This window comes from Aquabacterium sp. OR-4 (assembly GCF_025290835.2).
GTDB lineage: Bacteria > Pseudomonadota > Gammaproteobacteria > Burkholderiales > Burkholderiaceae_C > Pseudaquabacterium.
In genome coordinates this window covers 583,042-602,187 of the sequence record NZ_JAOCQD020000002.1, presented here as the reverse complement: position 1 = coordinate 602,187, position 19,146 = coordinate 583,042, and the positions used below count along the sequence as shown (strand labels likewise).

The following is a 19,146-nucleotide window of genomic DNA, read 5'->3' as shown; positions in this document are numbered from 1 at the left end:
CACGGAGACCCCGTCATGACGCTTCAACGCCTGAGCGCGCACCTGGCCCTGTCACTGACCTGCGGCCTGGCCGCCGGCCTGCCGCTGCCGGCGCAGGCCACCTACCAGCTGTATGGCATGGCGCGTGCCCATGCCACCACCACCGCGCCGGTGCCTGGCCTGGGCGGCACCGATGATTTGGACGTGAACCTGCTGAACAAGCCCGGCGCCGGCCAGCTGCAAGCGCTCGACACCCACGCCAGCAACGACCACGGCAGCGCCACGGCCAGGTTCCTGGGCCGCATCGGCCTGCTGAAGGCCTATGCCACGTCCGATTACGCCTATTGCTGCATCGGTGGCACCACGGTGCACGACGGCTATGCCGATGCCACGGTGCAGGGCCGCTTCTACGACGAAGTGCTGGTGCAGGGCGCCGGCCTGGCCGACGGCACGCCGGTGAGCTACCGGCTCGACCTGCGCTTGTCGGGCACGGTGACCCGCCCGAACTTCGAGAGCGGTGGACGCTACAGCGCCGATGCCCTGGCCGAGGCCGGCCTGCGCGACCTGAGCACCGGCGCCGCGGCCAATTTCAGCTGGGATGCGCGCCGGCAGGACACCGGCGTGTTTTCGCTCACGGTGCAAACCGCGGTGGGCCACAGGCTGGCCATCCTGGGCATGCTCTACGCGGGCACCTACGTGGCCGCCGGTGCGCTGGTGGCACGCAGCGCCGAGGTCGACTTCTACCACTCGGCGGGCTACACCTTGGCGCCCTCGGTGGCCGGCCTCAGCACGCTGGGCGAAAGTGGCTACGACTTCAGCGCCGCGGCCGTGCCCGAGCCGGGCACCTGGGCGCTGCTGCTGGCCGGCGGCCTGCTGCTGGCGCTGCGCGCACGGCAGGCCAGGCGCTGAGCGCGCGGCCGGGCAGGCGCCGGGCTTCAGCCCATCATCATGTCGGCGCCGGCGGTGGCCAGCGCGTGGCTGGGCAGGTGGGTCTCGACCCACGCCAGATCGAGCTGCAGGTGTTCCACCAGCGCGGGCTGGGCGGTTTGCAGGCCTTCGCTGGCGCTGAGGCCGCGGTCGCGCGACTCGGTCACCACGCAGGCCAGGCGCAGCACCGCGCCCATGCGGCAGAAGGGGCGTGCGGCCAGCGGATCGGCGGCGGCGTCGAAGGCCAGGGCCAGTGATTCGGGAAACTTCCAGTGCCGCGCCAGGGCCGCCGTGACGGCCGGATGCGCGCGGCCGATGATCGACTGCTCGAAGCCGATGCGGCTGTCCAGCTCGACGGTGTGGCGGGCCACCTCGGCCATCGGCCCGGGGCTCACCATGGCCATCAGCACCTGGCCGGTGCGCAGCATCAGGCCGCCGAGGTAGGCCACATCGGCATCCACCGACAGGGCATGGGCCAGGCCCTGGGCATAGGCGGCATTGGCCAGGTTGTCGCGCCAGAAGGCCAGGCGGTCAAAGCCCGGCAGGGCCGGGAAGGCGCCGGTCATCGAGGCCGACAGCGTCAGGTCGCGCAGCGTGCGCAGGCCCAGGCAGGCGGCCGCGTCGGGCAGGGCGGCGATGGTGCGCGTGGGCGCGTAGCGGGCCGAGTTGGCCAGGCGCAGCACCTTGGCCGAGAGGGTCTGGTCCTGGCCGATCAGGCGGGTGAGCTCACCGATGGCCAGATCGTCGCGGTCGAACGAGTTGAGCAGCTTGCGCGCCACCTCGGGCATTGCCGGCATCGCGGCAGCTTGCTGCAGATAGGGGTCTTGTCGGTCCATGGCGGTCCTTGGCGGGCATTGGGTGCAATGTGCGCCGACCCACTTCAACCAGCTTCAGGCCCGGGCGCTGGTGTTCCTTCGACACCGGAGCGCTGCAGCATGATGGGGGCAAACCCGAAAACTGCGACGCCTTACACGATCCGGTCGCCTGGCTGGGTGATCTTGCGCATCGGCTCGTAGCGGGCACTGCCGCCCATCAGCGGATGGGCGGTGTCGCCGCCGTCCCAGCGCGGGTCGTCGATGGCCTCGAACACCTCGTGCAGGCGCTGGCCCCAGGTGTTGCGGATCATGCGGAAGTAGGCGTTGTGTTCGTCGATGCACACATGCTGGGCGCTGCGGAAGCTGCCTTGCTCGTACACCAGCAGGTCCAGCGGCAGGCCCACGCCCAGGTTCGACTTGAGCGTGGAGTCCATCGACACCAGGGCGCACTTGGCGGCTTCGTCGAGCGGCGTGTCGGGCGTGAGGATGCGGTCGAGGATGGGCTTGCCGTACTTGCTTTCGCCCACCTGGAAGTAACAGGTCTCGCGCGTGGCCTCGATGAAGTTGCCGGCCGAATACACCAGGAACAGGCGCATGGCCTCGCCCTTGATCTGGCCGCCGAAGATGAAGCTGGCGTTGAAGTCGATGCCGGCATTGCGCAGCGAGGTCGCATCCTGCTCGTACACCCGGCGCACCGCGGCGCCCAGCACGCGCACGGCGTCGAACATGCTTTCGGCGTTCCAGATGGTCAGCGGCGGCAGGTCGGGGCCGCGGTCGAGCTTCTCGAGCTGCAGGATCTCGCGCACGCTCTGGCTGATCGACAGGTTGCCGGCCGACAGCAGCACCATGAAGCGGTCGTGGCTGGCGAGCGGCTCGGGCGCGGCCGGGTCTTGTGCCGGGCGCGGCGCGCTTTCATAGACCATCATCTTGCGGAAGGTGCTGATCTGGTCGATGCCGGCGTTGGTGCGGCTGTCGCTGAGGAACACCAGGCCGGCGTTCAGGCGGATGCCGATGCAGTAGGTCATGGCGGGTCAGTCCGGGTGAATGCAGGCTCAGGGCTGCAGGTGCTTGAGACGGTACAGCGCGTCCAGCGCTTCGCGCGGGGTCAGGCTGTCGGGATCGATGGCGGCCAGGGCGGCCTCCACGCGGCTGGGTTCGGGGGCCGCCGCCTCGGGCGGCGCGGCAAACAGGTCGACCTGCGCATCGCCGGCACGGGCCTGGGCTTCCAGCAGCTCGAGCGCATGGCGTGCCTGGCGCAGCAGCGTGGCCGGCATGCCGGCCAGGCGCGCCACCTGCACGCCGTAGCTGCGGCTGGCCGGGCCGGGCTCGATGGCATGCAGAAACACGATGTCGTGCCCGCTTTCCACCGCCGAGACATGCATGTTCTGGGCCTGCGTGTGCCTGGCCGGAAACTCGGTCAGCTCGAAGTAGTGCGTGGCAAACAGCGTGAAGGCGCGGTTGCGGTCGTGCAGGTGGCTGGCGATGGCGCCGGCCAGCGCCAGGCCGTCAAAGGTGCTGGTGCCGCGGCCGATCTCGTCCATCAGCACCAGGCTGTGCTCGGTGGCGGCATGCAGGATGGCGGCGGCCTCGGTCATCTCCAGCATGAAGGTGGATTGCGCGTTGGCCAGGTCGTCGGCGGCGCCGATGCGGGTGTGGATGGCGTCCACCGGGCCCAGCCGGCAGGCCTGCGCTGGCACGTAGCTGCCCATCGCCGCCAGCAGCGCGATCAGCGCCACCTGGCGCATGAAGGTGCTCTTGCCGCCCATGTTGGGGCCGGTGATCACCAGCATGCGGGTGCGCGCGTCCATGCGGCAGTCGTTGGCGATGAAGTCGGGCCCGCCGGTCTCGGCCAGGCGCGCCTGCACCACCGGGTGGCGGCCCCGCGTGATCTCGATGCACGGCTGCGGCACGAACTGCGGGCGGCACCAATCGAGCGTGGCCGCGCGCTCGGCCAGCGCGGCCAGCGCATCCAGCGTGGCCAGCGCGCGGGCCAGCGTGCCCAGCACCGGCAGGTAGGCCTGCAGGCCGTCCAGCAGCTGCTCGAACAGCCACTTCTCACGGGCCAGCGCGCGGTCTTGCGCGCTCAGCGCCTTGTCTTCAAAGGCCTTCAGCTCGGGCGTGATGAAACGCTCGGCGTTTTTCATCGTCTGGCGGCGCTGGTAATCGGCCGGCACCTTGTCGAGCCCGCTGCTGGTGACCTCGATGTAGAAGCCGTGCACGCGGTTGAACTGCACGCGCAGGTTGGTGATGCCGGTGCGCGCGCGCTCGCGCTGCTCGAGGTCGATCAGGAAGGCGTCGCAGTTCTGGCCGATGGCGCGCAGCTCGTCGAGCTCGGCATCGAAGCCGGTGGCGATCACGCCACCATCGCGCAGCAGCACCGCCGGTTCTTCGGCAATCGATGTGGCCAGCAGCGCGGCCAGCGCGGCTTCAGGCGCCAGGCCGGCGTGCACGCTGTCGAGCAGCGGCGCCCCGCGCGGGGCCAGATCGCGCAGCGCCGGCAGCGCCAGCAGCGTGGCGCGCAGGCCCGACAGCTCGCGCGGGCGCACCTGGCGCAGCGCCAGCCGGGCGGTGATGCGCTCCACATCGCTGATCTGGCGCAGCGCCTGGCGCAGCGGGCCGTCGCGGGCCTCGCCGGCGGCGATCAGCACCGCAATCGCCTCGTGCCGCGCGGTGGCCGTCTGGCGCTCGCGCAACGGATGGGTGAGCCAGTGGCGCAGCGCGCGGCTGCCCATGCCGGTGCGGCAGCTGTCCAGCAGCGACAGCAGCGTGGGCGCCTCTTCGCCGCGCAGGGTCTGGGTGAGTTCGAGGTTGCGGTGGGTGGCGGGCGGCAGATCCAGCAGCTCGGTGGCGCGCTCCACGGTCAGCGCGGTCACATGGGCCAGTGCCTGGCCCTGCGTGTGCTCGGCATAGGCCAGCAGCGCGGCGCCGGCGGCCTGGGCCACCGGCAGATCCTGGGCATTGAAGCCCTGCAACGAGGCCACCTTGAGCAGCGCGGTGAGCTTGCGCAGGCCCAGCGCGGTGTCGAACTGCCAGTCGGGCCGCACGGTGCGCGCGGCGCGGTGCTGGGTGATGGCGGCCGGCAGCGTGCCGGGGTTGGCCGCCAGCTCCTGCGGCAGCAGCAGCTCGGCGGGGTCGAGCCGTGCCAGCCAGCCGGCCAGTTCACGCTCGCCGCACTCTGTTGAGCCCAGGTGGCCGCTGGCCAGGCCCAGCCAGGCCAGGCCCCAGGTGGCGCGCTGCCTGGTGATGGCCAGCAGCAAGGTGTCCACCCGGTCGGCCAGCAGCTCGCTGTCGGTCACGGTGCCGGGCGTCACCACGCGCACCACCTTGCGCTCGACCGGGCCCTTGGCGGTGGCCACATCGCCCACCTGCTCGGCAATGGCCACGGCCTCGCCCAGCTTGATCAGGCGCGCCAGGTAGTTCTCGACCGAGTGCACCGGCACGCCGGCCATCACCACCGGCTCGCCGGCGCTCTGGCCGCGGGTGGTGATGGTGATGTCGAGCAGGCGGTTGGCCTTGCGCGCGTCGTCGAAGAACAGCTCGTAGAAATCGCCCATCCGGTAGAAGACGAGCGTGTCGGGAAACTCGGCCTTGATGCGCAGGTACTGCTGCATCATGGGAGTATGTTCCCCCGAGGCCTGGCACGATTTGGCCTGTTTCCCTCGTAGGGCGCTCTGCGAGTCCCTTTCCTCGCCTAGCCCCTGCCCGTCTTCGCCTACACTTTCGGCGTAACTTTTCGGGTCGGCTGGCGCAAAACCTACGCTGCCGGCCGGCGTAGGTTTTTGGGGGTGGGGTGCAATTCGATCCACGTGCGGCGCGGCTGCTCAAAGCTGGCGATCATATGACGGTGGCAGATGCGCCCGGGCTGCGCCTGGTGCGATCGGCTGCGGGCTGGGCCTGGACGTACCGGTTCAAGAGCCCGACGGACGGCAGGATGCGGCAGCTGAAGATCGGCGCCTGGCCGGCGGTGTCGGCGGCGGCGGCCGGCGGTGAGTGGGAGCGCCTGCGGGCGCTGCGCGATGCGGGCCATGATCCGGCGCAGGAGCGGCGCCAGGCTCGGCATGAGCAGCAGGCCCAGGTAGCCGCTGAGCGCGACGAGGCCCGCCACGGCCGCTACACGGTCGGCCGGCTGCTGGCTGAGTTCCACGCCGCCCAGCAGCGCGCGCCCAAGGGCATGGCCGAGCTCAAGCGCACGCTGGACAAGGGCGCGGCCAGCATCGCCGACAGGCTGCCGACCGAGGTGACGCGCTCGGTGGCTTATGACCTGATCGACGCGCAGAGGGCCGCGCCGGTGCAGGCCCGGAGCCTGCGCCGCGAACTGGGTGCCGCCTGGGACTGGGCGCACGACAGCGGTCGGCTGAGCGAGGACGTGCCGAACTGGTGGCGGCTGATCTTGCGCGGCAAGCTGCCCAGCGCGGGCAAGATCGTCGGCGGCCAGCACCAGGGCGTGGTCAAGCGCGCACTGTCGCTGGAGGAGGTGGGGACAGTGGTCCGCTTCCTGCCGCACACCTCGCGCCTGGTGGCGGATCTGCTGACGCTCTACCTGTGGACCGGCTGCCGCGGTGGCGAGCTGGTGCAGATCGAGGCCGGCGAGGTCGCCGAGGAGGCGGATGGCTGGTGGTGGACGCTGCCGAAGGCGAAACAGAAGATGCGGCGCCACGAGCTCGTCACCGATCTGCGGGTGCCGTTGGTGGGCCGTGCGATGGAGGTGGTGCGCACGCGCATGGATGTGCACACCGGCCACCTGTTCCCGTCGGTGTCGGGAGAGGCGGCGCACGTCGATCAGAAGGTGGTGGGTGTGGGCGTCTACTGGCACATGCCGCGTTGCACGATCCGCAAGCAGCAGGTGCGCGCGCGCTGGCCGGTGGTGGACTGGGCGCCGCACGATCTGCGGCGCACGGTGCGCACGCACCTGGCCGCGATGGGCTGCCCTGATGCGGTGGCTGAGGCGGTGCTGGGCCACATTCCGCCCGGCGTGGCCGGGGTCTACAACCGGCACAGCTATGACGCCGAGCGGCGCGAGTGGATCACGCGGCTTGCCGCGCGCTGGGAGTCTGCTGCAGCGCGGTGATCAGGCCGACAAGCGGTCCAGCGGGCTGAGTGCGGCGTGGCTGCCTCGATTGAGAACGTGCGTGTAGACCATTGTGGTGCTCACATCGCTGTGCCCGAGTAGTTCCTGCACGGTGCGGATGTCATAGCCTGCCTCCAGCAGGTGGGTGGCAAAGCTGTGGCGCAGCGTGTGCACGGTGGCGCGCTTCTGGATGCCGGCCAGCTGCACGGCTCGCCGCATGGCGCGCTGCACGTTGACCTCGTGCAGATGATGCCGGCGGATCGCGCCGGTGCGTGGGCATGTGGCGTAGTCGGGCGAGCAGAACACAAACTGCCACGGCCACTGCTGGCCGGCGCGCGGGCTTTTGGCCTCCATGGCATGCGGCAGTTCCACATCGGCCATGCCGCGCGCTCTGTCAATGTCATGCAGCCGGCGCCGATGCTGCAGCACGTCATGCAGGGGCTGAACCAGGGATTCCGGCACCATCGTCGTGCGGTCCTTCCCTCCTTTGCCCTCGCGGACAGTAATGGTGCGGCGCTCCAGATCAAGATCCTTCACGCGCAGGCGCAGTGCCTCCATCATGCGCATGCCGCTGCCGTACAGCAGGGCCAGGATCAGCCGCGGCGTGCCGCTGGTGTGTGCCAGCACGGCCTGCACTTCGCGCACGCTCAGCACCACCGGCAGCCGCGGCTGGCCGCGCGGGCGGGCCAGGTCATTCAGCCAGGGCAGATCGGACCCCAGCACGTGACGATAGAGAAACTGCAGCGCGCATAGAGCCTGCTTGCAGGTACTCGGCGCGCAGCGCTTTTCGACAGCCAAATGGTTCAGGAAGGCCTGCACGTCGTCGGCCCCCAGTTTGGCCGGGTGCACACGGCCATGCCACGCGGCGAGCCGCTTTGCCCAATGCACATAGCTGCGCTCGGTGCTCAGGCTGAAGTGCCGTGCTCGGCAGGCAATGGCGATGCGGTCCCACAAGTTCGGGGCGGACGTAGAGACCGGCCGCGCCGTGTCGTGTATCTGCGCCAGACCTGTCGTGATAACCGGCACGCTGTCGGCTGGTGCTGGGGTGTCCATCGCATTCGATCCTGGATACATGACTTGGTGGGTCATGTGGGTGTCGTAGAAATTGCGTTAGCCGGCCTGCTGCGGGCGAAGATCGGGGTTGTAGTGCGCCGGGATGTCGGCGCGCTTCGCGTCCCACCGATCCATCAGGCTCTTCAGCAGCTCGCGCCCGTCATGGCGGCTGGCGTTGCTCACGTACTGCGCGGCCTGGTCGGCCTGCAGTACCAGCACAAACGCTATGGGCTCGCCGGCCACCTCGTCCAGCACTTCGGCCAGCGACTGTGCAATGTCCTGCAGTCGCACGCTCAGGCGGGCGCTGGCGCTCATCGCTGGCTGGCCTTCGCCAGTTCAGCACGCAATGCGCTGTCGCTCGCCTTCATCCTGCGTTCCAGCTTCTCGGCCCTGGCGCGATCCACTTCAGCATTCCAGGCGGCCACCTCGGGGTCAGCCGGCGCAGCAGGAACGGCGCCGGCCTCAACCTTCTGCATCATGTCCTTGAACAGTGCGGCGCCATCAATAGCGCGGTTCATCATTTCCATGTCATTCCTCGGTTGTGCCGGTTTTCACGGGGCCGGCTAACCCGTCGCTGCACCGGACCCTGCGGGCCGGTGAGCTTTTGCGTTAGGCCACTAAAGCCCATCCAGATTGATCGTCCTCGTCGCAGCCGCAGTTCATCTCGATCTTGGGCGCGCGGTACTTCTCAATCAGGCCGTCGGCGCCCACCTTGAGAATGATGTAGTCGCCGTAGCCGTTGTCACCGTGGCACAGGAAGTCGCCCGGCACATAGAAGCCGGCCCACTTGGCAACGCGCTTGCGCTCGTCGTCCAGCAGCCAATACTCGCCAGCGTCGCACACCTTGTAGTGAATGTCAGCCGTTGTCCCCTGCGGCCAGTCCATCACCAGCCCATCGGCCAGCCGGATCACCGGGCGCCAGCTTTCATTCACGCGCGCAGGTATCAGCGTTCCCTCTGTGTCTTCGGCGCCGTTCACTGTGGCGTCTTCCCAGTAGCGCACCTGGGCGCACACTTCCAAATACGTGGCTTGCATATTTCCTCTCAGTTTTCAACCAGTGGCCTAACACTGCGCTCCAGGCGAGCCCCTACAGCTACGCCTTCGGCTCCGCTTACGGGGGCGCCTGAGCTTGGGCGTTGGGCGTCATTCCTTGACCCGGTCCAGCCAGTCGCGCAGCCGCTGCGGCCCGATTCGTTGCAGCTTGGCTTTTTGCGCATCGGTCAGCCGCACAGGGACAGGCTTCAGCTTTTCTTCGGGGGCCTTTTCAGGCCGCCCGGTCTTCTTGGCGGCCTGCTCGCTCACTTGACTTCGACCGCGACCAACTCGGAGTCGCGGCCCATCGCCGCTTCTGCGGCGGCCTTGCTGTCATAGCCAGCGTCTTTACATGCGGCTTCGATGGCGGCTTCGGCGCTCTCGGCTTCGTACACGCCGAAAGAGTGGGCCGACTTGCTGTTGCTGACTTCGTACTTGCTCATGGTGCTCTCCTTGGGTTGCTGCGGCGTCTTGCTGCAGTGGTGTTACTGTAATACCGAAAGCAGCAGCACACAAGCACTTGTGGTAATACCTAAACGCGGCGTGTGGTCTTTCGCGCTCCGGCTACAGCCGCCCAACAGGCCGCTCAACCGGATCGCCCCTGGCGTGGCTCCCGGTTAGCGCCAGTGTTAGGCCCCAATGCGGCTGTCCAGCACTTCGCGCGCCCGTAGGATGGCCGTTCGTAGTGATGCGCTCGCTGCAATTTCCTCGCCCGTGCGCCGGAGCTGAATCACCCACTGGTCATTGACGTTCTTTGCCCAAAATGTCCCGGCCGGAATGTCTCTCACCGTCGGGTGCTCTGCAAGCTTCGGCCACGTCATCGCAGCCCCACCACATCGCGCAGTCTGCCAATGGCCGCATCAGCCTCCGGGCTCCAGCCGAAGCGGTCTCTGGCGGCCACAGCCTGGCGCGCCACGTCAACGACGCCCCGCAGCCTGGAGACCTCGGAGGCCGCAACATCGAGCGCGGCATCTGCGGCCTCCACCTCGGCTCGGGAATCTTCACGCGCATCCCTTGTGGCCGCTCGTCTTGCCGCGTCAAGGTCTGCTTGCGTGTAAATCATTGCTTCAGCTTGGTTGCTCATCGTCTGTCCTTTCGTCTTCGGTGTTCAGTTCAGCCATCTTGTAAGTCCTTCTTACAGGTTCGCGCCCCGGAAACATGGGGCCTAACTGGTCGCTCAAGGCGACCTCCTACGGGCCTGCGGCCCTACGTCGGCGCCTTAGCTCCAACGTTAGGCCCCGCAATCACCACTAGGGCGTGCGAGCCTAGAAATTCAGAGTACGCGGGCGGTATCGCGTTGTTCGTGTCGCCTGTCTCGCCCCGCTTCCGCGAAGCGCCGCCGCTGCTCGGCATCCAGGGCGTGCCCTGCGCCGCGCGCATCTTGTCTGCCGTGCGGCCTTTGCCGTGCCACGGGTCGTACAGGTCGCGGTGGTCGCAGGGCGGCATCAGCAGCGGAAGTTCAAAGCTAGCCTCAAAGAATCGGTGCTTCGCAATCCGCAGCCCGAACATCGAGCCGCAGAGCATCAGGCTTTCGCGCAGCGGGCTACCGGCCACGTTCTCCATGATCCACAAGCCTCCCCACGCTTGCAGCTTCGCCCGCATCGGCGCCACCAAGTCCTTGTGTGCGGCGCTGTTCTTGTGCATGCGCTGCATCTCGGTGTACGCCTGGCACGGCGGCGAAGCCCACACCAGATCAAACCCCTCTAGGTCTGCGTCCAGCGCGTCACCCTGGCGGAACGTGAAAGGGTAGTAAGGCTGCGGGTGAATGTCCACGCCCACCACTTCAAAGCCGGCGCGGTGCAGGCCCATGCCAGCACCGCCAGCGCCACAAAACAAGTCCAGGCAACGTGGCGCGCGGCGGGGCATAACACGTCGGTCAAGCAGAGCGCCAACGGCGGCACCGCTGGTGGCTTCGTCTTGCATTTGTAGCGCCGTTGTCACCTGCTTACCTCAGCGTTAGATGCTCGCCTCTTTGCTGCGGCGGTTCTCCTAGCCGCGACAGCAAGCGGATGTTGTTCCGCCAAGTGGCAGGCTCGGCAGATCAGCCGAGCCGACTTGGAGTCAACGACGGGGATGCCGTATTCATCCAAGGTTGCAACGAGTCCACGCACGAACAGTGGGGCATCAACCAGCCCGCACCCACTGCAATGGTGTTGGCGGGCGCGCAACTCGTCAGCGGCAGCAAGGTAGGCGGCAGACCCACGCAGTGATGGGTTGGGTCCGCGCTTGTTCGCGGCAGAGCAGATGCGGCAGCAGGTGACCTTCTTGCCCAGTTGGCTGGGCGTCAACATCATCGGCGTCGAGCAAATCAAGCAAGTCACCTCAGTGTTGTACATGTGGCGTATTGCCGCAGCGCACGCTCGACTGCAGGTCGCCGGGTAGGTGAGGTTTCTCCCCTTCACATGGCATGCGTATCGCTCAAACCCAATCCCGCACTCTGCGCAGTCAAGATGCACTTTCCCAGTGGAGGCCGTCAGGGGCCTCGTGGTGCTGGCGTGTCCAGTCATCCCACCAGCTGGTGGGGCTGTGCCGGCGCGGCGTCTGTTGATCCTCTCGGTCGAATTTCTCATTGCTTCCTCTCAAACGCGTCTAACTCTGCGTTGCAGCGCGACCCGCTACGCGGGCCGCTGAACTTCGGTGTTAGGCCCCACGGAACGGCACCACGTTGTCCAGCTCGCGCTGCACCCCGCCGCTGTCCCGGTAGGCTTTCCACATGCCCAGGTGCGCTGCGCAGTAGTGCAGGTCTGGGCCAATATCGTTTGCGTGCGTCTCACACAGCGGGCGGTCGCAGGTCTTGCCTTCGCCAACTGGGTAGTCGCACAGGTACTCACCAACCCAGCCGCATTCGGCGCAGTGGTCGCCCAGGTCGCCGCAAATGAACATGCGGCCATCTGGCTGGTCTTTCATGTAGCAGGGCATCAATGCTTTCTCATTCTTGTGGTCATCACAACCAGCAGCACATCAGGGCGCGCAGTTTTGCAAACGTGCGGGTGCGCCGCGATGCTTTCGCAATATCGCCGCGCAAGCCACCGCACCGCAAACAGCGGCATTAGTTCAGCCCACCATGCAAGCATTTGTTGTCCTCTCAGAAAATACGGCCTAACAGTGCCAATGCAGCGGAGCCGCCCTGGCGGGCGTCCCGCTAATTGCCGGCGTTCGGCTTCAGGTGGTGGCGGGCCATGCCTTGACCTCTGCGCCGTCCAGCTCGCAGCCGCCGGCCGTCGCGTTGATGCCTCCCCACTGCTTGAAGAAGAACGCAACGCCGCAGCGAGCGCACTGCTCGCGCAGTAGGTCAACCCACTCGCGCCGGATCGGCCTGGCCTTCGGGCCGCTCTCGCCGCCGGCAATCACCCAGTCCAGGCCCTCGATCAACTGGTGCGGGCCGTCCTTGGTCATCACCATGTCGAACAGGTCAAGTTCGCCCAGCGCGGGTTCGTAGCTCACCCAGCGCACCGTGGCGTCCAGCCGCGCCAGCTTCGGCAGGTCGCGGCGGGCCTCGTCCTGATTCACGGCGCTAATTCCCTGCCACACGTTCACCGGCAGGCGCTCGCGGCCAATCTCCAGCAGCATCGGCAGCACGTTGCCCACGCGCTTCGTCAGCAGCAGCCAGTCCAGGTGCGGCGTGCGGTCAATCAACGCGAACAGGTCCGCGCGCCACTGGTTCGGCACCTCGTTGTCGAACACGTCCGCCAAGCTGGCACAGAACACACGGCGGCGCCGTCCGTGCGCGGCCTTGAACGCCTCGTGCTGGCTGTTCCAGAATTCGGGCGTCTTCCAGTTCTGCGCGCTGGTGCGGTGGCGCGGCTGGCCAGCGCCCCATACGATGCGCATGCTGCGCGCCGGTGTGCTCACCGATGCATAGCAGTTGTCGCAGCCCGGGCTTACCTTCGTGCACCCGATCCACGGATTGAACGTGCTGTCAGTCCATGCAATGCCTGTCGTCTCTGCCATCGCTGGCCTCCTTCTGTTGCGTCTTCCGCCAGCCGAACTGGCGGTTCAAGCCGAGCCCGCACGGCGGGCCGGCTTAACCTGGTCGTTAGGCTGCCTGCGCACTCGGCGGCGGTAGCAGGTCGCTCACCGGCAGCGCATGAGCGGCCTGGCGCAGCTCGTCCACCAACCACAGTGCGCGGCCGCCCAGCTGCCGCGGCCGCGGCAGCGTGCCTCGGGTCACGTGAGCCTCAAACGTGGAGAGGCCGATGCCCAGCAGCAAGGCGGCATCGTCGCGGCCCACGCCGATGGGCTCGATGCGGACGATGGTGGCGGCAGTCGTGGGGGTCTTGGTGGCCATGGTCAATCCTCATCCGCCGGGCTAAATTCCCACTGCGCCAGCAGCGCCAGCGCCTGCGGCGGCAGAGGGTTCGCCACCAGCTCAGCGCGCACCCGCACCCAGCCGGCGCACAGCTGGCCATTGCGTGGCGCGTGGCACTGAAACGGCTTGCCCTCGGCCGCAGCCTTGAGCAGGTCCATCTGCGTCTGCAGGCATCCGTTCGGCACGGCGCCCAGGCGGCATGCGCAGCTCTTGCACATCTCGTCGCGCAGGCCGGGGCCCTTCACGCCATCCAGGCCCAGCTCGGCCAAGCGCGCGAGGCCCAGATCCGCGAGGCGCGCCGCGCTCTTGCCCATCGCGCGGCCTTGCGGGCTCACGCGGCTGTGGTCGTTGGTGGGGTCGGTCATCAGAACATCTCTTGCTGCACCGGCGCCGGCAGCTTGTTGATCGCGCCGCCGCGGCGCGCCAGCCAGTCGGCCTGCCTCTCGAACACCTGGTGGCCGTTGGCATCACGCACGGCGCGGCCGTCGTCGTGGTAGCGGGCCAAGCGCCAGCGGCTGAACGGCTGGCCCAGTGCGTCCAGGTGGCCGGCGGCGGCGTGGGCGACGAACTCGGCGTGCTGGTGGTCGGGGTCGGGGGCGGGGGCGGGGGCGGGGGCGGGGCTCAGCATGCCCGGCTCCCCGCCGGCATGTCTGCCCACGCGATCACCTGCGTGCCGTCGCGCTCCATGCGGTCGCCGGTGGCCACGCTGTCTTTGCCCGCACCGGCGTGGCCGGTCAGGCCAATCAGGTCGGCGCTCATGCGGCGGCCATCCAGCCCTGCGCCGGCTCATAGCGGGCGCGGCGCCGGTCGGCTGCCAGCGCAACGCTGCCAAAGTGGTAGGTGTGCGGCTCGCCGACGCGCTTCAGCGTGGCGCTGCCGTGGTAGCGCTGGCCGATCTGCAGCGCGCTGAAGGCCTGCTCGCTGCGCCGCGCGGCATCTGCGCCGCGGCCGTGCACCATGTAGGCGATGTGGCTGGTGCCGTCGTCGTCGATCAGGCGCACGCTGAGCTGGTGGATGCCATCCAGGGGAGTGCAATCGGCCTCGACCAGCTGGCCGACGAAGTGGTGCGTGGTAGGCATCAGGCGGCCTCCTGCTGGTGGGTGGCGCTGAGCGTGGCGCCCAGCGGGATGGAGCTGAACGACGGCCAGCGCGGGTCGGCCGGCAGCTGCAAATACTGGTGCCGCGCCGTGTACGGGATGGGTGCGGCGCGGGTGATGTGGGCGCGGCTGGTGTCGGCCTCGCCTTGCAGCCGGGCCGGGCTGATGCTCATGGGCGCGGGCTGAGTGCGGCGCAGCGGATCTTCGGGGTTGAGGCCCCAGCGCACGCAGGCGCTAGCGCGTCCGTTGGCCAGCACAGCGGCATCTACCTGGCGCTGCAGAGCGGACACGGCGGCATCGCTGGGCACGACCTTGCCTGGCCAGCACAAGCGGCGCATCTTGTACACCTGGCACAGCACCAGCCCGTCCTGCTGCAGCGTGGTGAGCGCGGTGTAGACCTGCGTGCTGGTCAGCCTCAGCGCATGCCGCAGCTGAGTGGAAACTGTCCCGACCGCGCCGGCGGCCGCCACGGCCTGGCCCACGCGGTGAATGATGGTGGGCGCAGCCTCGCGGGCCGCACGGGCGGTAGCGCGCTCGGCGGTTCGCTGCGCGCGTGAACGCACCGGTCGGTGCGCCAACGCCGGATTGGCCGCAGCCCATGAGTCGGCCTGCGCCTGCGTGGCAAAGTAGCGCGCATACCGCGGACAGCTGCCCACCACGATGCAGAGCTGCAACGTCACCATCTTGCCAAGGCGCTTGGATGCGGCACCGGCCTTGATCTGCAGCGCCGCTGCCAGATCCTTGCAGATGTAACCTTCGGGCCGGCTGGCCAGCACCGCACGGGCTTCGATCAGCGCTCTCATGCCAGCCAGTCCCGCGCTATGCCCAGAACATCCCCTGCGGCGCGCGCGCCGGTGCACAGGCCCAGCAGAACCGCCAGCGGCGCCAAACGCCACAGCCACGGGTCGCTGTCAGCCTCAGCCAGTGCGGCCTGCTGCGTGGGCGTGAGGCCCGCGCCGGCCGCGACGGCCGGCTGGGCGCCCTCAGGCGCGCAGAACTGGTCGCACAGCGCGGTGGTGAGGGGGGCGTCAAGGGCCATGGCGCCGTGCGCCATGTGTGCGGACACGGCCGCGTCCAGTGTGCTCAGGTTCATCGTGTGCTCCAGGCAGGCAGTTGGGGGAGGTCAGATGCCGGCGGCCTGCAGCGCGCCGACGATCAGGTGGGCCGCCGCCGCGGCCAGCCAGGGCAGGGCGGTGCGCATCAGGCGCACAGCTCGGGCCGTGCCTTGCAGTCGGGCGGGCCGATCTGCTTCTCGGGTTCGGGGTCGCCGCCGCCGCAGGCGGTGAGCGCCATGCAGGTGGCCAGGGTCAGCCGCCGCAATGTCTTGTGCGCAAAATGAGCCACGCCGCCGCGGTGGCGGCGAAAGGAGAGGTCATGAACGACTGGAGATTGCGCGCGGCCCTGGCCGGCTTTGCGCTCGTTGCGCACGCTGGGTGCTCGACCGCGCCACACCAGCTCGCGGAAAAAGGCGAGACAAGGATGGTGGTGGTGGCGGATCAGCCCGAAATCGCGTATCGCAAAGTGGTGCAAGGCATGCGCACCTGCTACTCGCCCTGGGAGATCGTGGCCGACTTCTTCCCGGCCGAGCGGGTGGGGCGCGTCTCCTTCTCCAGCAAAACGTCGCTGAGCATTCAAGCGCTGCTGGTCGTCGACGTCAGTCCAGGCCCCGAGGGGGGGGCGCAGTTGCAGATCGCCCACCTGCGCGGTGTGCCCGCCTTGGCGGATGCAGTTCAGTCCTGGACGCGCGGCGAGGCAGCATGCCCGTTGACCTGATTGCCCAGTGACGGCGCTCATTGGCCCGCCCTCAGCACTGCTGGGCACGCTGGCCATCAGGGCGCGGATGCCGCAGCCGAAGGTGCGGTGCACCTCGCTGCGGCCATGGAATCGCACGCGGTCGATGACGCAGGTGATGCGGCCGCGGTCCATCGGCGACAGCAGCGGCGGGCGCGGCAGGCGATAGCCGCCTGCGCCGTGGCGGTGCGTGCAGCCCTGATCGATGGCGCCGTTGGACATGGCCGCCCAGCGCGTGCCGCCGGTGCCCAGGTTGTGCCGGCGCGCCATCAGGGCCAGGTGCAGGTGGTCGACGCTGATCGTGCGGCCGGCATCCACAGCCGAGGGGATGCCCGGCGCGGGGCTGGATGCCTCTACAGCACAGATCTGAGGGGGTGGCTCGGTTTCTGAGCCAGCGGCGGAAATAGCCTGTAGCGGTTGAAACACCTTGTGCTCCCACGCCGAGCCGTGCGTCGGCGGTGAAGCTATTCAATCATGCTTCAATGAAAAATACAAGCATGGTTGAAGCGAGGTAAGATTTCAGCACACTTGGGGTGGTCGCGTTGCGTTTCTGACACGGGTTGGCGAGTACCGCCCGGCGATACCAGCGGCCGTCGTATCCCACAGCCGAGAGGAACGGATGTCGTCGATTCAGGTGGCCATGGCCACGGCGCGCTACCAGCGCCTGCACTCAGGGGTCTTGCTCGTAAGGGCTGGAGGCGTGGTGACCATGTCAAGCATGTCGAGCATCCACGCGGCAATCATTCAGCGCGAGGGTGCGTGCACCACGGCCGCTGTCGTGGACTACACGGGCGCAGCCGTGTTTGTGACCGGTGGCCAGTTGGCTGTGTGGGCGCGGCAGCTGCCAGAGCCCGCGCAAAGGTTGCCGGTGGCCTTGGTGGCAACGGAATTGCAGGAAGAAGTCTTCCTGCGCTATGCCGGAGAAGTAGCTACGGCCGCAATCAATCGCCAGGTGTTTCGACACCTGGAAGATGGGCTGCGCTGGGCTGCGCGGCACGCTGAGCGTAGGAAATCGACACAGTTGCGCGGTCGCCTGATGGGCCTGTGAAGGCGTCGACGACCACGATGAGCATGTCCAGCTGGTAGCGGTTGAGCGTGCGCATCTTCTCGACGACATATGCCTGGTCTGGATCCAGTGACTGTGGATCCTGGCGCTTGGCGTGGCCAACACCCGTGGCCAACCAATACCCATCCACCCCAAGGAAGCGCGCAGCGCGTGCGCAGTTCTCCGCGGTGAAGGACTTGGTCGTGCCCTTCAGGGCGGCGTAAACGGCCTGTTCAGACGCGCCAAGTTGGCCATCCCCGTTGATGAGCACTCGCGCCAGATCAGCGACCGGCGGTGACCCGGCCAGCGCAATGGCGTCCTTCAAGCGATCGGCGAACTTACTCACACCGATGACGTTAAGTGCGTCGAAGTCAAGCATGGTTGCGATGTGAGTTAAAGCATGGTTCAATAGAAGGGTGCAAAAGCAGACCGCCCTTCGCTTACTTGGTGGCTCGCCCGCCCTTGTGGCGCGTGAAGTCGGTGTTTCGGTTCAGGCCGTAAACCAGTGGCCTGACCCGTTGCCCGCTCGGATCGCAGACCGGGTGTTGGCGGCGCTGGCGCGCAAACACCTGCCCACCAACATTCTGGCCGAACTCGAAAGCATGGTTGATCAGCAATCGACCGGAGGCGGCGCAGCAGGCGCCAGCACTCCCCACGCTATCGGCACCCCGGGTGCCCAACTTGAGGTGGTGCGCGATGCGGCGTGAACATGTCTCCCGCCGCATCGCGTTGGTGGCGCTTGGCGCTATTGCGCTGCGCCAGGCGGCCGACGCAGATGGTCGAGCCCGCCTTGCTGCGACAGGGCTTCCAGCAAGTTCAGCAGGTACAGCGCATCCAGCAGCGGCATCGTGGTCGAGTACCACGTGCCGGCGTCTGGTCCTGGGCCGGTGTATTGCAGCTCGACCTTCAGGCGGCTGGGATCTGATCCCTGGCCGAGCAGTGACACGCCCTCGATTCGTCCAACTTGGGGAAGTGTCTTGACAGTCATGGTCGCCCTCCTGTGGCGTTGGGTGGGTGTGAGAGCCCCCAGCGTACTGCAGGCAGGGCGGCCACCCATCTGCCAGCAGGGCAGCGCCCTCCACGCACTGGTGCCGGCCGATCCGGTGAGCGGCGTCTCCTCGTGCTCGCGTGGTTTCGTGGCCCGGCTGGCCGTGGCTGGCCGGGCCCGCTTCTTCCCGCGAGATCGGACTGGTGTGCGTCATGCCGCCAGTCTCTTTTTTTTGCCTTTCGCAGCACATGCGAACGGCTGCGAAAAATTCGCAAGGGTTCGCAATGCCTGAAATGCAGACACTGACCGAGGTGCTGGTGGAGTGTGTGGCGGCCGCCGGCGGCGCCAAGGTGGTGGGCGCGAAGCTGTTTCCCGATCTGCTGATCGACCAGGCTCAGCGCAAGCTGCTCGACTGCCTGAACGACGACCGTCCGCACAACCTCACGCCCGACAAGGTGCTGCAGGTGGCCTTGTTGGCCCGCCAGGCTGGATGCCATGCCTACATGGAGCACTGCGCCCGCCGGCTGCACTACGCCACGCCGGTGCCGCGTGAGCCGCAGCAAGAGTTGGCAGAGCTGCAGCGCGCGTTCCACGCATCCCTGAGCGAGCAGGCCGCCATGCTGCAGCGCATTGAGGCCTTGATGGGCTCGCTGCCGCCGGGCAGTACCGGCCTGAAGGCGGTGGCCTGACCATGCGCCCACAGTCCGAGATCCGCGTCACCCTGGCCGCCGCGCTGCTGGACGGCCCAGGCACCACCCGGCAGCTGGCGCAGCGCACGGGCTGGAGCATCGGGCTCACGCGCATGGCGCTCGACAACATGTGCAAGGCGGGCGATGCCCGCAAGGGTGCGCCAGTGCGTGTGGCTGGCGTGCGCCGGCCCGTGCCGGTGTACCACCGCGCCATCCGCCGGGCCGATGCGGCCGCGGCCAACGATGCCGCGCCGCTGATCAGCCTGATCGCCGCCTGGGTGCGCCCGGCGGCCATCGCTGCTTGACCGCCATGGAGCAGACGATGGAGGCCGCCATGTAGCCCGCCTGAACTG

At 68.0% G+C, this 19,146-nt stretch carries 28 protein-coding genes; 5 read left to right on the top strand and 23 right to left on the bottom strand.

Going from position 1 to position 19,146, the window contains the following annotated elements; genetic code table 11:
• The first annotated feature begins 15 nt into the window (after positions 1-15).
• The gene (locus N4G63_RS15040) at positions 16-888 is read left to right on the top strand and encodes a PEP-CTERM sorting domain-containing protein (protein WP_260786273.1); all 873 of its coding nucleotides are present in this window, start codon (positions 16-18) and stop codon (positions 886-888) included.
• A 26-nt stretch (positions 889-914) separates the two neighbouring features.
• Here N4G63_RS15040 and N4G63_RS15035 read toward each other — a convergent pair whose 3' ends face one another.
• The 3 genes from N4G63_RS15035 to mutS form a co-directional block, all read right to left on the bottom strand.
• Entirely contained in the window at positions 915-1,742 is an 828-nt protein-coding gene (locus tag N4G63_RS15035) for an HDOD domain-containing protein (protein WP_314599881.1), read from the bottom strand.
• Positions 1,743-1,873: 131 nt separating this feature from the next.
• Positions 1,874-2,746 (bottom strand): proteasome-type protease, encoded by an 873-nt coding sequence (locus tag N4G63_RS15030; protein WP_314599880.1) that lies wholly within the window; start codon positions 2,744-2,746, stop codon positions 1,874-1,876.
• Positions 2,747-2,773: 27 nt separating this feature from the next.
• Positions 2,774-5,335: a DNA mismatch repair protein MutS gene (mutS, locus tag N4G63_RS15025; protein ID WP_314599879.1), complete on the bottom strand. Its 2,562-nt coding sequence runs from the start codon at positions 5,333-5,335 to the stop codon at positions 2,774-2,776.
• Between the two features lie 176 nt (positions 5,336-5,511).
• Here mutS and N4G63_RS15020 point away from each other — a divergent pair, with 176 nt between their 5' ends.
• Complete coding sequence (locus tag N4G63_RS15020; RefSeq protein WP_260786270.1) at positions 5,512-6,789, top strand: tyrosine-type recombinase/integrase; 1,278 nt, start codon at positions 5,512-5,514, stop codon at positions 6,787-6,789.
• On the opposite strand, the gene N4G63_RS15015 is transcribed toward N4G63_RS15020, so the two are convergent.
• The 19 genes from N4G63_RS15015 to N4G63_RS14925 all read right to left on the bottom strand — a co-directional run bounded on the left by N4G63_RS15015 (position 6,790) and on the right by N4G63_RS14925 (position 17,495).
• The gene (locus tag N4G63_RS15015) at positions 6,790-7,878 is read right to left on the bottom strand and encodes an integron integrase (protein WP_314599878.1); all 1,089 of its coding nucleotides are present in this window, start codon (positions 7,876-7,878) and stop codon (positions 6,790-6,792) included.
• A 21-nt stretch (positions 7,879-7,899) separates the two neighbouring features.
• The gene (locus N4G63_RS15010) at positions 7,900-8,157 is read right to left on the bottom strand and encodes a hypothetical protein (RefSeq protein ID WP_260786268.1); all 258 of its coding nucleotides are present in this window, start codon (positions 8,155-8,157) and stop codon (positions 7,900-7,902) included.
• The gene (locus N4G63_RS15005) at positions 8,154-8,369 is read right to left on the bottom strand and encodes a hypothetical protein (RefSeq protein WP_260786267.1); all 216 of its coding nucleotides are present in this window, start codon (positions 8,367-8,369) and stop codon (positions 8,154-8,156) included. Before N4G63_RS15005 ends, N4G63_RS15010 begins: the two co-directional genes overlap by 4 nt.
• An 82-nt stretch (positions 8,370-8,451) precedes the next feature.
• The gene (locus N4G63_RS15000) at positions 8,452-8,877 is read right to left on the bottom strand and encodes a hypothetical protein (protein WP_260786266.1); all 426 of its coding nucleotides are present in this window, start codon (positions 8,875-8,877) and stop codon (positions 8,452-8,454) included.
• 108 nt (positions 8,878-8,985) lie between these two features.
• Complete coding sequence (locus N4G63_RS14995) at positions 8,986-9,144, bottom strand: hypothetical protein (RefSeq protein ID WP_260786265.1); 159 nt, start codon at positions 9,142-9,144, stop codon at positions 8,986-8,988.
• Positions 9,141-9,317, bottom strand: a complete 177-nt coding sequence (locus N4G63_RS14990; RefSeq protein WP_260786264.1) for a hypothetical protein — start codon at positions 9,315-9,317, stop codon at positions 9,141-9,143. The genes N4G63_RS14995 and N4G63_RS14990 overlap by 4 nt, the downstream gene beginning before the upstream one ends.
• Positions 9,318-9,691: 374 nt before the next feature.
• The gene (locus N4G63_RS14985; RefSeq protein WP_260786263.1) at positions 9,692-9,958 is read right to left on the bottom strand and encodes a hypothetical protein; all 267 of its coding nucleotides are present in this window, start codon (positions 9,956-9,958) and stop codon (positions 9,692-9,694) included.
• A gap of 122 nt (positions 9,959-10,080) precedes the next feature.
• The gene (locus tag N4G63_RS14980; protein WP_260786712.1) at positions 10,081-10,740 is read right to left on the bottom strand and encodes a DNA cytosine methyltransferase; all 660 of its coding nucleotides are present in this window, start codon (positions 10,738-10,740) and stop codon (positions 10,081-10,083) included.
• A 774-nt stretch (positions 10,741-11,514) separates the two neighbouring features.
• The gene (locus tag N4G63_RS14975) at positions 11,515-11,793 is read right to left on the bottom strand and encodes a hypothetical protein (protein ID WP_260786262.1); all 279 of its coding nucleotides are present in this window, start codon (positions 11,791-11,793) and stop codon (positions 11,515-11,517) included.
• Positions 11,794-12,036: 243 nt separating this feature from the next.
• Positions 12,037-12,825: a phage Gp37/Gp68 family protein gene (locus tag N4G63_RS14970; RefSeq protein WP_260786261.1), complete on the bottom strand. Its 789-nt coding sequence runs from the start codon at positions 12,823-12,825 to the stop codon at positions 12,037-12,039.
• Positions 12,826-12,910: 85 nt separating this feature from the next.
• Positions 12,911-13,162 (bottom strand): helix-turn-helix transcriptional regulator, encoded by a 252-nt coding sequence (locus N4G63_RS14965; RefSeq protein WP_260786260.1) that lies wholly within the window; start codon positions 13,160-13,162, stop codon positions 12,911-12,913.
• A 2-nt stretch (positions 13,163-13,164) separates the two neighbouring features.
• Positions 13,165-13,548 (bottom strand): hypothetical protein, encoded by a 384-nt coding sequence (locus tag N4G63_RS14960; protein WP_260786259.1) that lies wholly within the window; start codon positions 13,546-13,548, stop codon positions 13,165-13,167.
• Positions 13,548-13,811, bottom strand: coding sequence for a hypothetical protein (locus tag N4G63_RS14955; RefSeq protein WP_260786258.1), 264 nt, complete (start codon positions 13,809-13,811; stop codon positions 13,548-13,550). Before N4G63_RS14955 ends, N4G63_RS14960 begins: the two co-directional genes overlap by 1 nt.
• Positions 13,805-13,942 carry a hypothetical protein gene (locus N4G63_RS14950; RefSeq protein WP_260786257.1) on the bottom strand — a complete coding sequence of 46 codons (138 nt, stop codon included), beginning with the start codon at positions 13,940-13,942 and terminating at the stop codon, positions 13,805-13,807. The genes N4G63_RS14955 and N4G63_RS14950 overlap by 7 nt, the downstream gene beginning before the upstream one ends.
• Positions 13,939-14,262 (bottom strand): hypothetical protein, encoded by a 324-nt coding sequence (locus tag N4G63_RS14945; RefSeq protein WP_260786256.1) that lies wholly within the window; start codon positions 14,260-14,262, stop codon positions 13,939-13,941. The genes N4G63_RS14950 and N4G63_RS14945 overlap by 4 nt, the downstream gene beginning before the upstream one ends.
• A complete protein-coding gene (locus tag N4G63_RS14940) occupies positions 14,262-15,083 on the bottom strand; it encodes a hypothetical protein (RefSeq protein ID WP_260786255.1) in 822 nt (273 codons plus the stop codon). Before N4G63_RS14940 ends, N4G63_RS14945 begins: the two co-directional genes overlap by 1 nt.
• Complete coding sequence (locus N4G63_RS14935) at positions 15,080-15,373, bottom strand: hypothetical protein (RefSeq protein ID WP_260786254.1); 294 nt, start codon at positions 15,371-15,373, stop codon at positions 15,080-15,082. Before N4G63_RS14935 ends, N4G63_RS14940 begins: the two co-directional genes overlap by 4 nt.
• Before the next feature lie 107 nt (positions 15,374-15,480).
• Positions 15,481-16,389 (bottom strand): hypothetical protein, encoded by a 909-nt coding sequence (locus tag N4G63_RS14930; RefSeq protein WP_314599877.1) that lies wholly within the window; start codon positions 16,387-16,389, stop codon positions 15,481-15,483.
• A 623-nt stretch (positions 16,390-17,012) separates the two neighbouring features.
• Entirely contained in the window at positions 17,013-17,495 is a 483-nt protein-coding gene (locus tag N4G63_RS14925; protein ID WP_260786252.1) for a hypothetical protein, read from the bottom strand.
• A gap of 37 nt (positions 17,496-17,532) precedes the next feature.
• Here N4G63_RS14925 and N4G63_RS14920 point away from each other — a divergent pair, with 37 nt between their 5' ends.
• Positions 17,533-17,823 (top strand): helix-turn-helix domain-containing protein, encoded by a 291-nt coding sequence (locus N4G63_RS14920; protein WP_262968564.1) that lies wholly within the window; start codon positions 17,533-17,535, stop codon positions 17,821-17,823.
• A gap of 38 nt (positions 17,824-17,861) precedes the next feature.
• Here the strand turns inward: N4G63_RS14920 and N4G63_RS14915 are convergent, their stop codons facing one another.
• A complete protein-coding gene (locus N4G63_RS14915) occupies positions 17,862-18,104 on the bottom strand; it encodes a hypothetical protein (protein ID WP_314599876.1) in 243 nt (80 codons plus the stop codon).
• A 293-nt stretch (positions 18,105-18,397) separates the two neighbouring features.
• On the opposite strand from N4G63_RS14915, the gene N4G63_RS14910 reads away from it, so the two are divergent.
• The gene (locus N4G63_RS14910; RefSeq protein WP_260786250.1) at positions 18,398-18,793 is read left to right on the top strand and encodes a hypothetical protein; all 396 of its coding nucleotides are present in this window, start codon (positions 18,398-18,400) and stop codon (positions 18,791-18,793) included.
• 2 nt (positions 18,794-18,795) lie between these two features.
• Entirely contained in the window at positions 18,796-19,098 is a 303-nt protein-coding gene (locus N4G63_RS14905) for a hypothetical protein (RefSeq protein ID WP_260786249.1), read from the top strand.
• The last annotated feature ends 48 nt before the right edge of the window (positions 19,099-19,146 follow it).

Coding starts and splice junctions, on each gene's coding strand:
- N4G63_RS15040 (WP_260786273.1), top strand. CDS start 16: ATGACGCTTCAACGCCTGAGCGCGCACCTGGCCCTGTCACTGACCTGC.
- N4G63_RS15035 (WP_314599881.1), bottom strand. CDS start 1,742: ATGGACCGACAAGACCCCTATCTGCAGCAAGCTGCCGCGATGCCGGCA.
- N4G63_RS15030 (WP_314599880.1), bottom strand. CDS start 2,746: ATGACCTACTGCATCGGCATCCGCCTGAACGCCGGCCTGGTGTTCCTC.
- mutS (WP_314599879.1), bottom strand. CDS start 5,335: ATGATGCAGCAGTACCTGCGCATCAAGGCCGAGTTTCCCGACACGCTC.
- N4G63_RS15015 (WP_314599878.1), bottom strand. CDS start 7,878: ATGACCCACCAAGTCATGTATCCAGGATCGAATGCGATGGACACCCCA.
- N4G63_RS15010 (WP_260786268.1), bottom strand. CDS start 8,157: ATGAGCGCCAGCGCCCGCCTGAGCGTGCGACTGCAGGACATTGCACAG.
- N4G63_RS15005 (WP_260786267.1), bottom strand. CDS start 8,369: ATGGAAATGATGAACCGCGCTATTGATGGCGCCGCACTGTTCAAGGAC.
- N4G63_RS15000 (WP_260786266.1), bottom strand. CDS start 8,877: ATGCAAGCCACGTATTTGGAAGTGTGCGCCCAGGTGCGCTACTGGGAA.
- N4G63_RS14990 (WP_260786264.1), bottom strand. CDS start 9,317: ATGAGCAAGTACGAAGTCAGCAACAGCAAGTCGGCCCACTCTTTCGGC.
- N4G63_RS14985 (WP_260786263.1), bottom strand. CDS start 9,958: ATGAGCAACCAAGCTGAAGCAATGATTTACACGCAAGCAGACCTTGAC.
- N4G63_RS14980 (WP_260786712.1), bottom strand. CDS start 10,740: ATGCCCCGCCGCGCGCCACGTTGCCTGGACTTGTTTTGTGGCGCTGGC.
- N4G63_RS14975 (WP_260786262.1), bottom strand. CDS start 11,793: ATGCCCTGCTACATGAAAGACCAGCCAGATGGCCGCATGTTCATTTGC.
- N4G63_RS14970 (WP_260786261.1), bottom strand. CDS start 12,825: ATGGCAGAGACGACAGGCATTGCATGGACTGACAGCACGTTCAATCCG.
- N4G63_RS14965 (WP_260786260.1), bottom strand. CDS start 13,162: ATGGCCACCAAGACCCCCACGACTGCCGCCACCATCGTCCGCATCGAG.
- N4G63_RS14960 (WP_260786259.1), bottom strand. CDS start 13,548: ATGACCGACCCCACCAACGACCACAGCCGCGTGAGCCCGCAAGGCCGC.
- N4G63_RS14955 (WP_260786258.1), bottom strand. CDS start 13,811: ATGCTGAGCCCCGCCCCCGCCCCCGCCCCCGCCCCCGACCCCGACCAC.
- N4G63_RS14950 (WP_260786257.1), bottom strand. CDS start 13,942: ATGAGCGCCGACCTGATTGGCCTGACCGGCCACGCCGGTGCGGGCAAA.
- N4G63_RS14945 (WP_260786256.1), bottom strand. CDS start 14,262: ATGCCTACCACGCACCACTTCGTCGGCCAGCTGGTCGAGGCCGATTGC.
- N4G63_RS14940 (WP_260786255.1), bottom strand. CDS start 15,083: ATGAGAGCGCTGATCGAAGCCCGTGCGGTGCTGGCCAGCCGGCCCGAA.
- N4G63_RS14935 (WP_260786254.1), bottom strand. CDS start 15,373: ATGAACCTGAGCACACTGGACGCGGCCGTGTCCGCACACATGGCGCAC.
- N4G63_RS14925 (WP_260786252.1), bottom strand. CDS start 17,495: ATGCTTGACTTCGACGCACTTAACGTCATCGGTGTGAGTAAGTTCGCC.
- N4G63_RS14915 (WP_314599876.1), bottom strand. CDS start 18,104: ATGACTGTCAAGACACTTCCCCAAGTTGGACGAATCGAGGGCGTGTCA.
- N4G63_RS14910 (WP_260786250.1), top strand. CDS start 18,398: ATGCAGACACTGACCGAGGTGCTGGTGGAGTGTGTGGCGGCCGCCGGC.
- N4G63_RS14905 (WP_260786249.1), top strand. CDS start 18,796: ATGCGCCCACAGTCCGAGATCCGCGTCACCCTGGCCGCCGCGCTGCTG.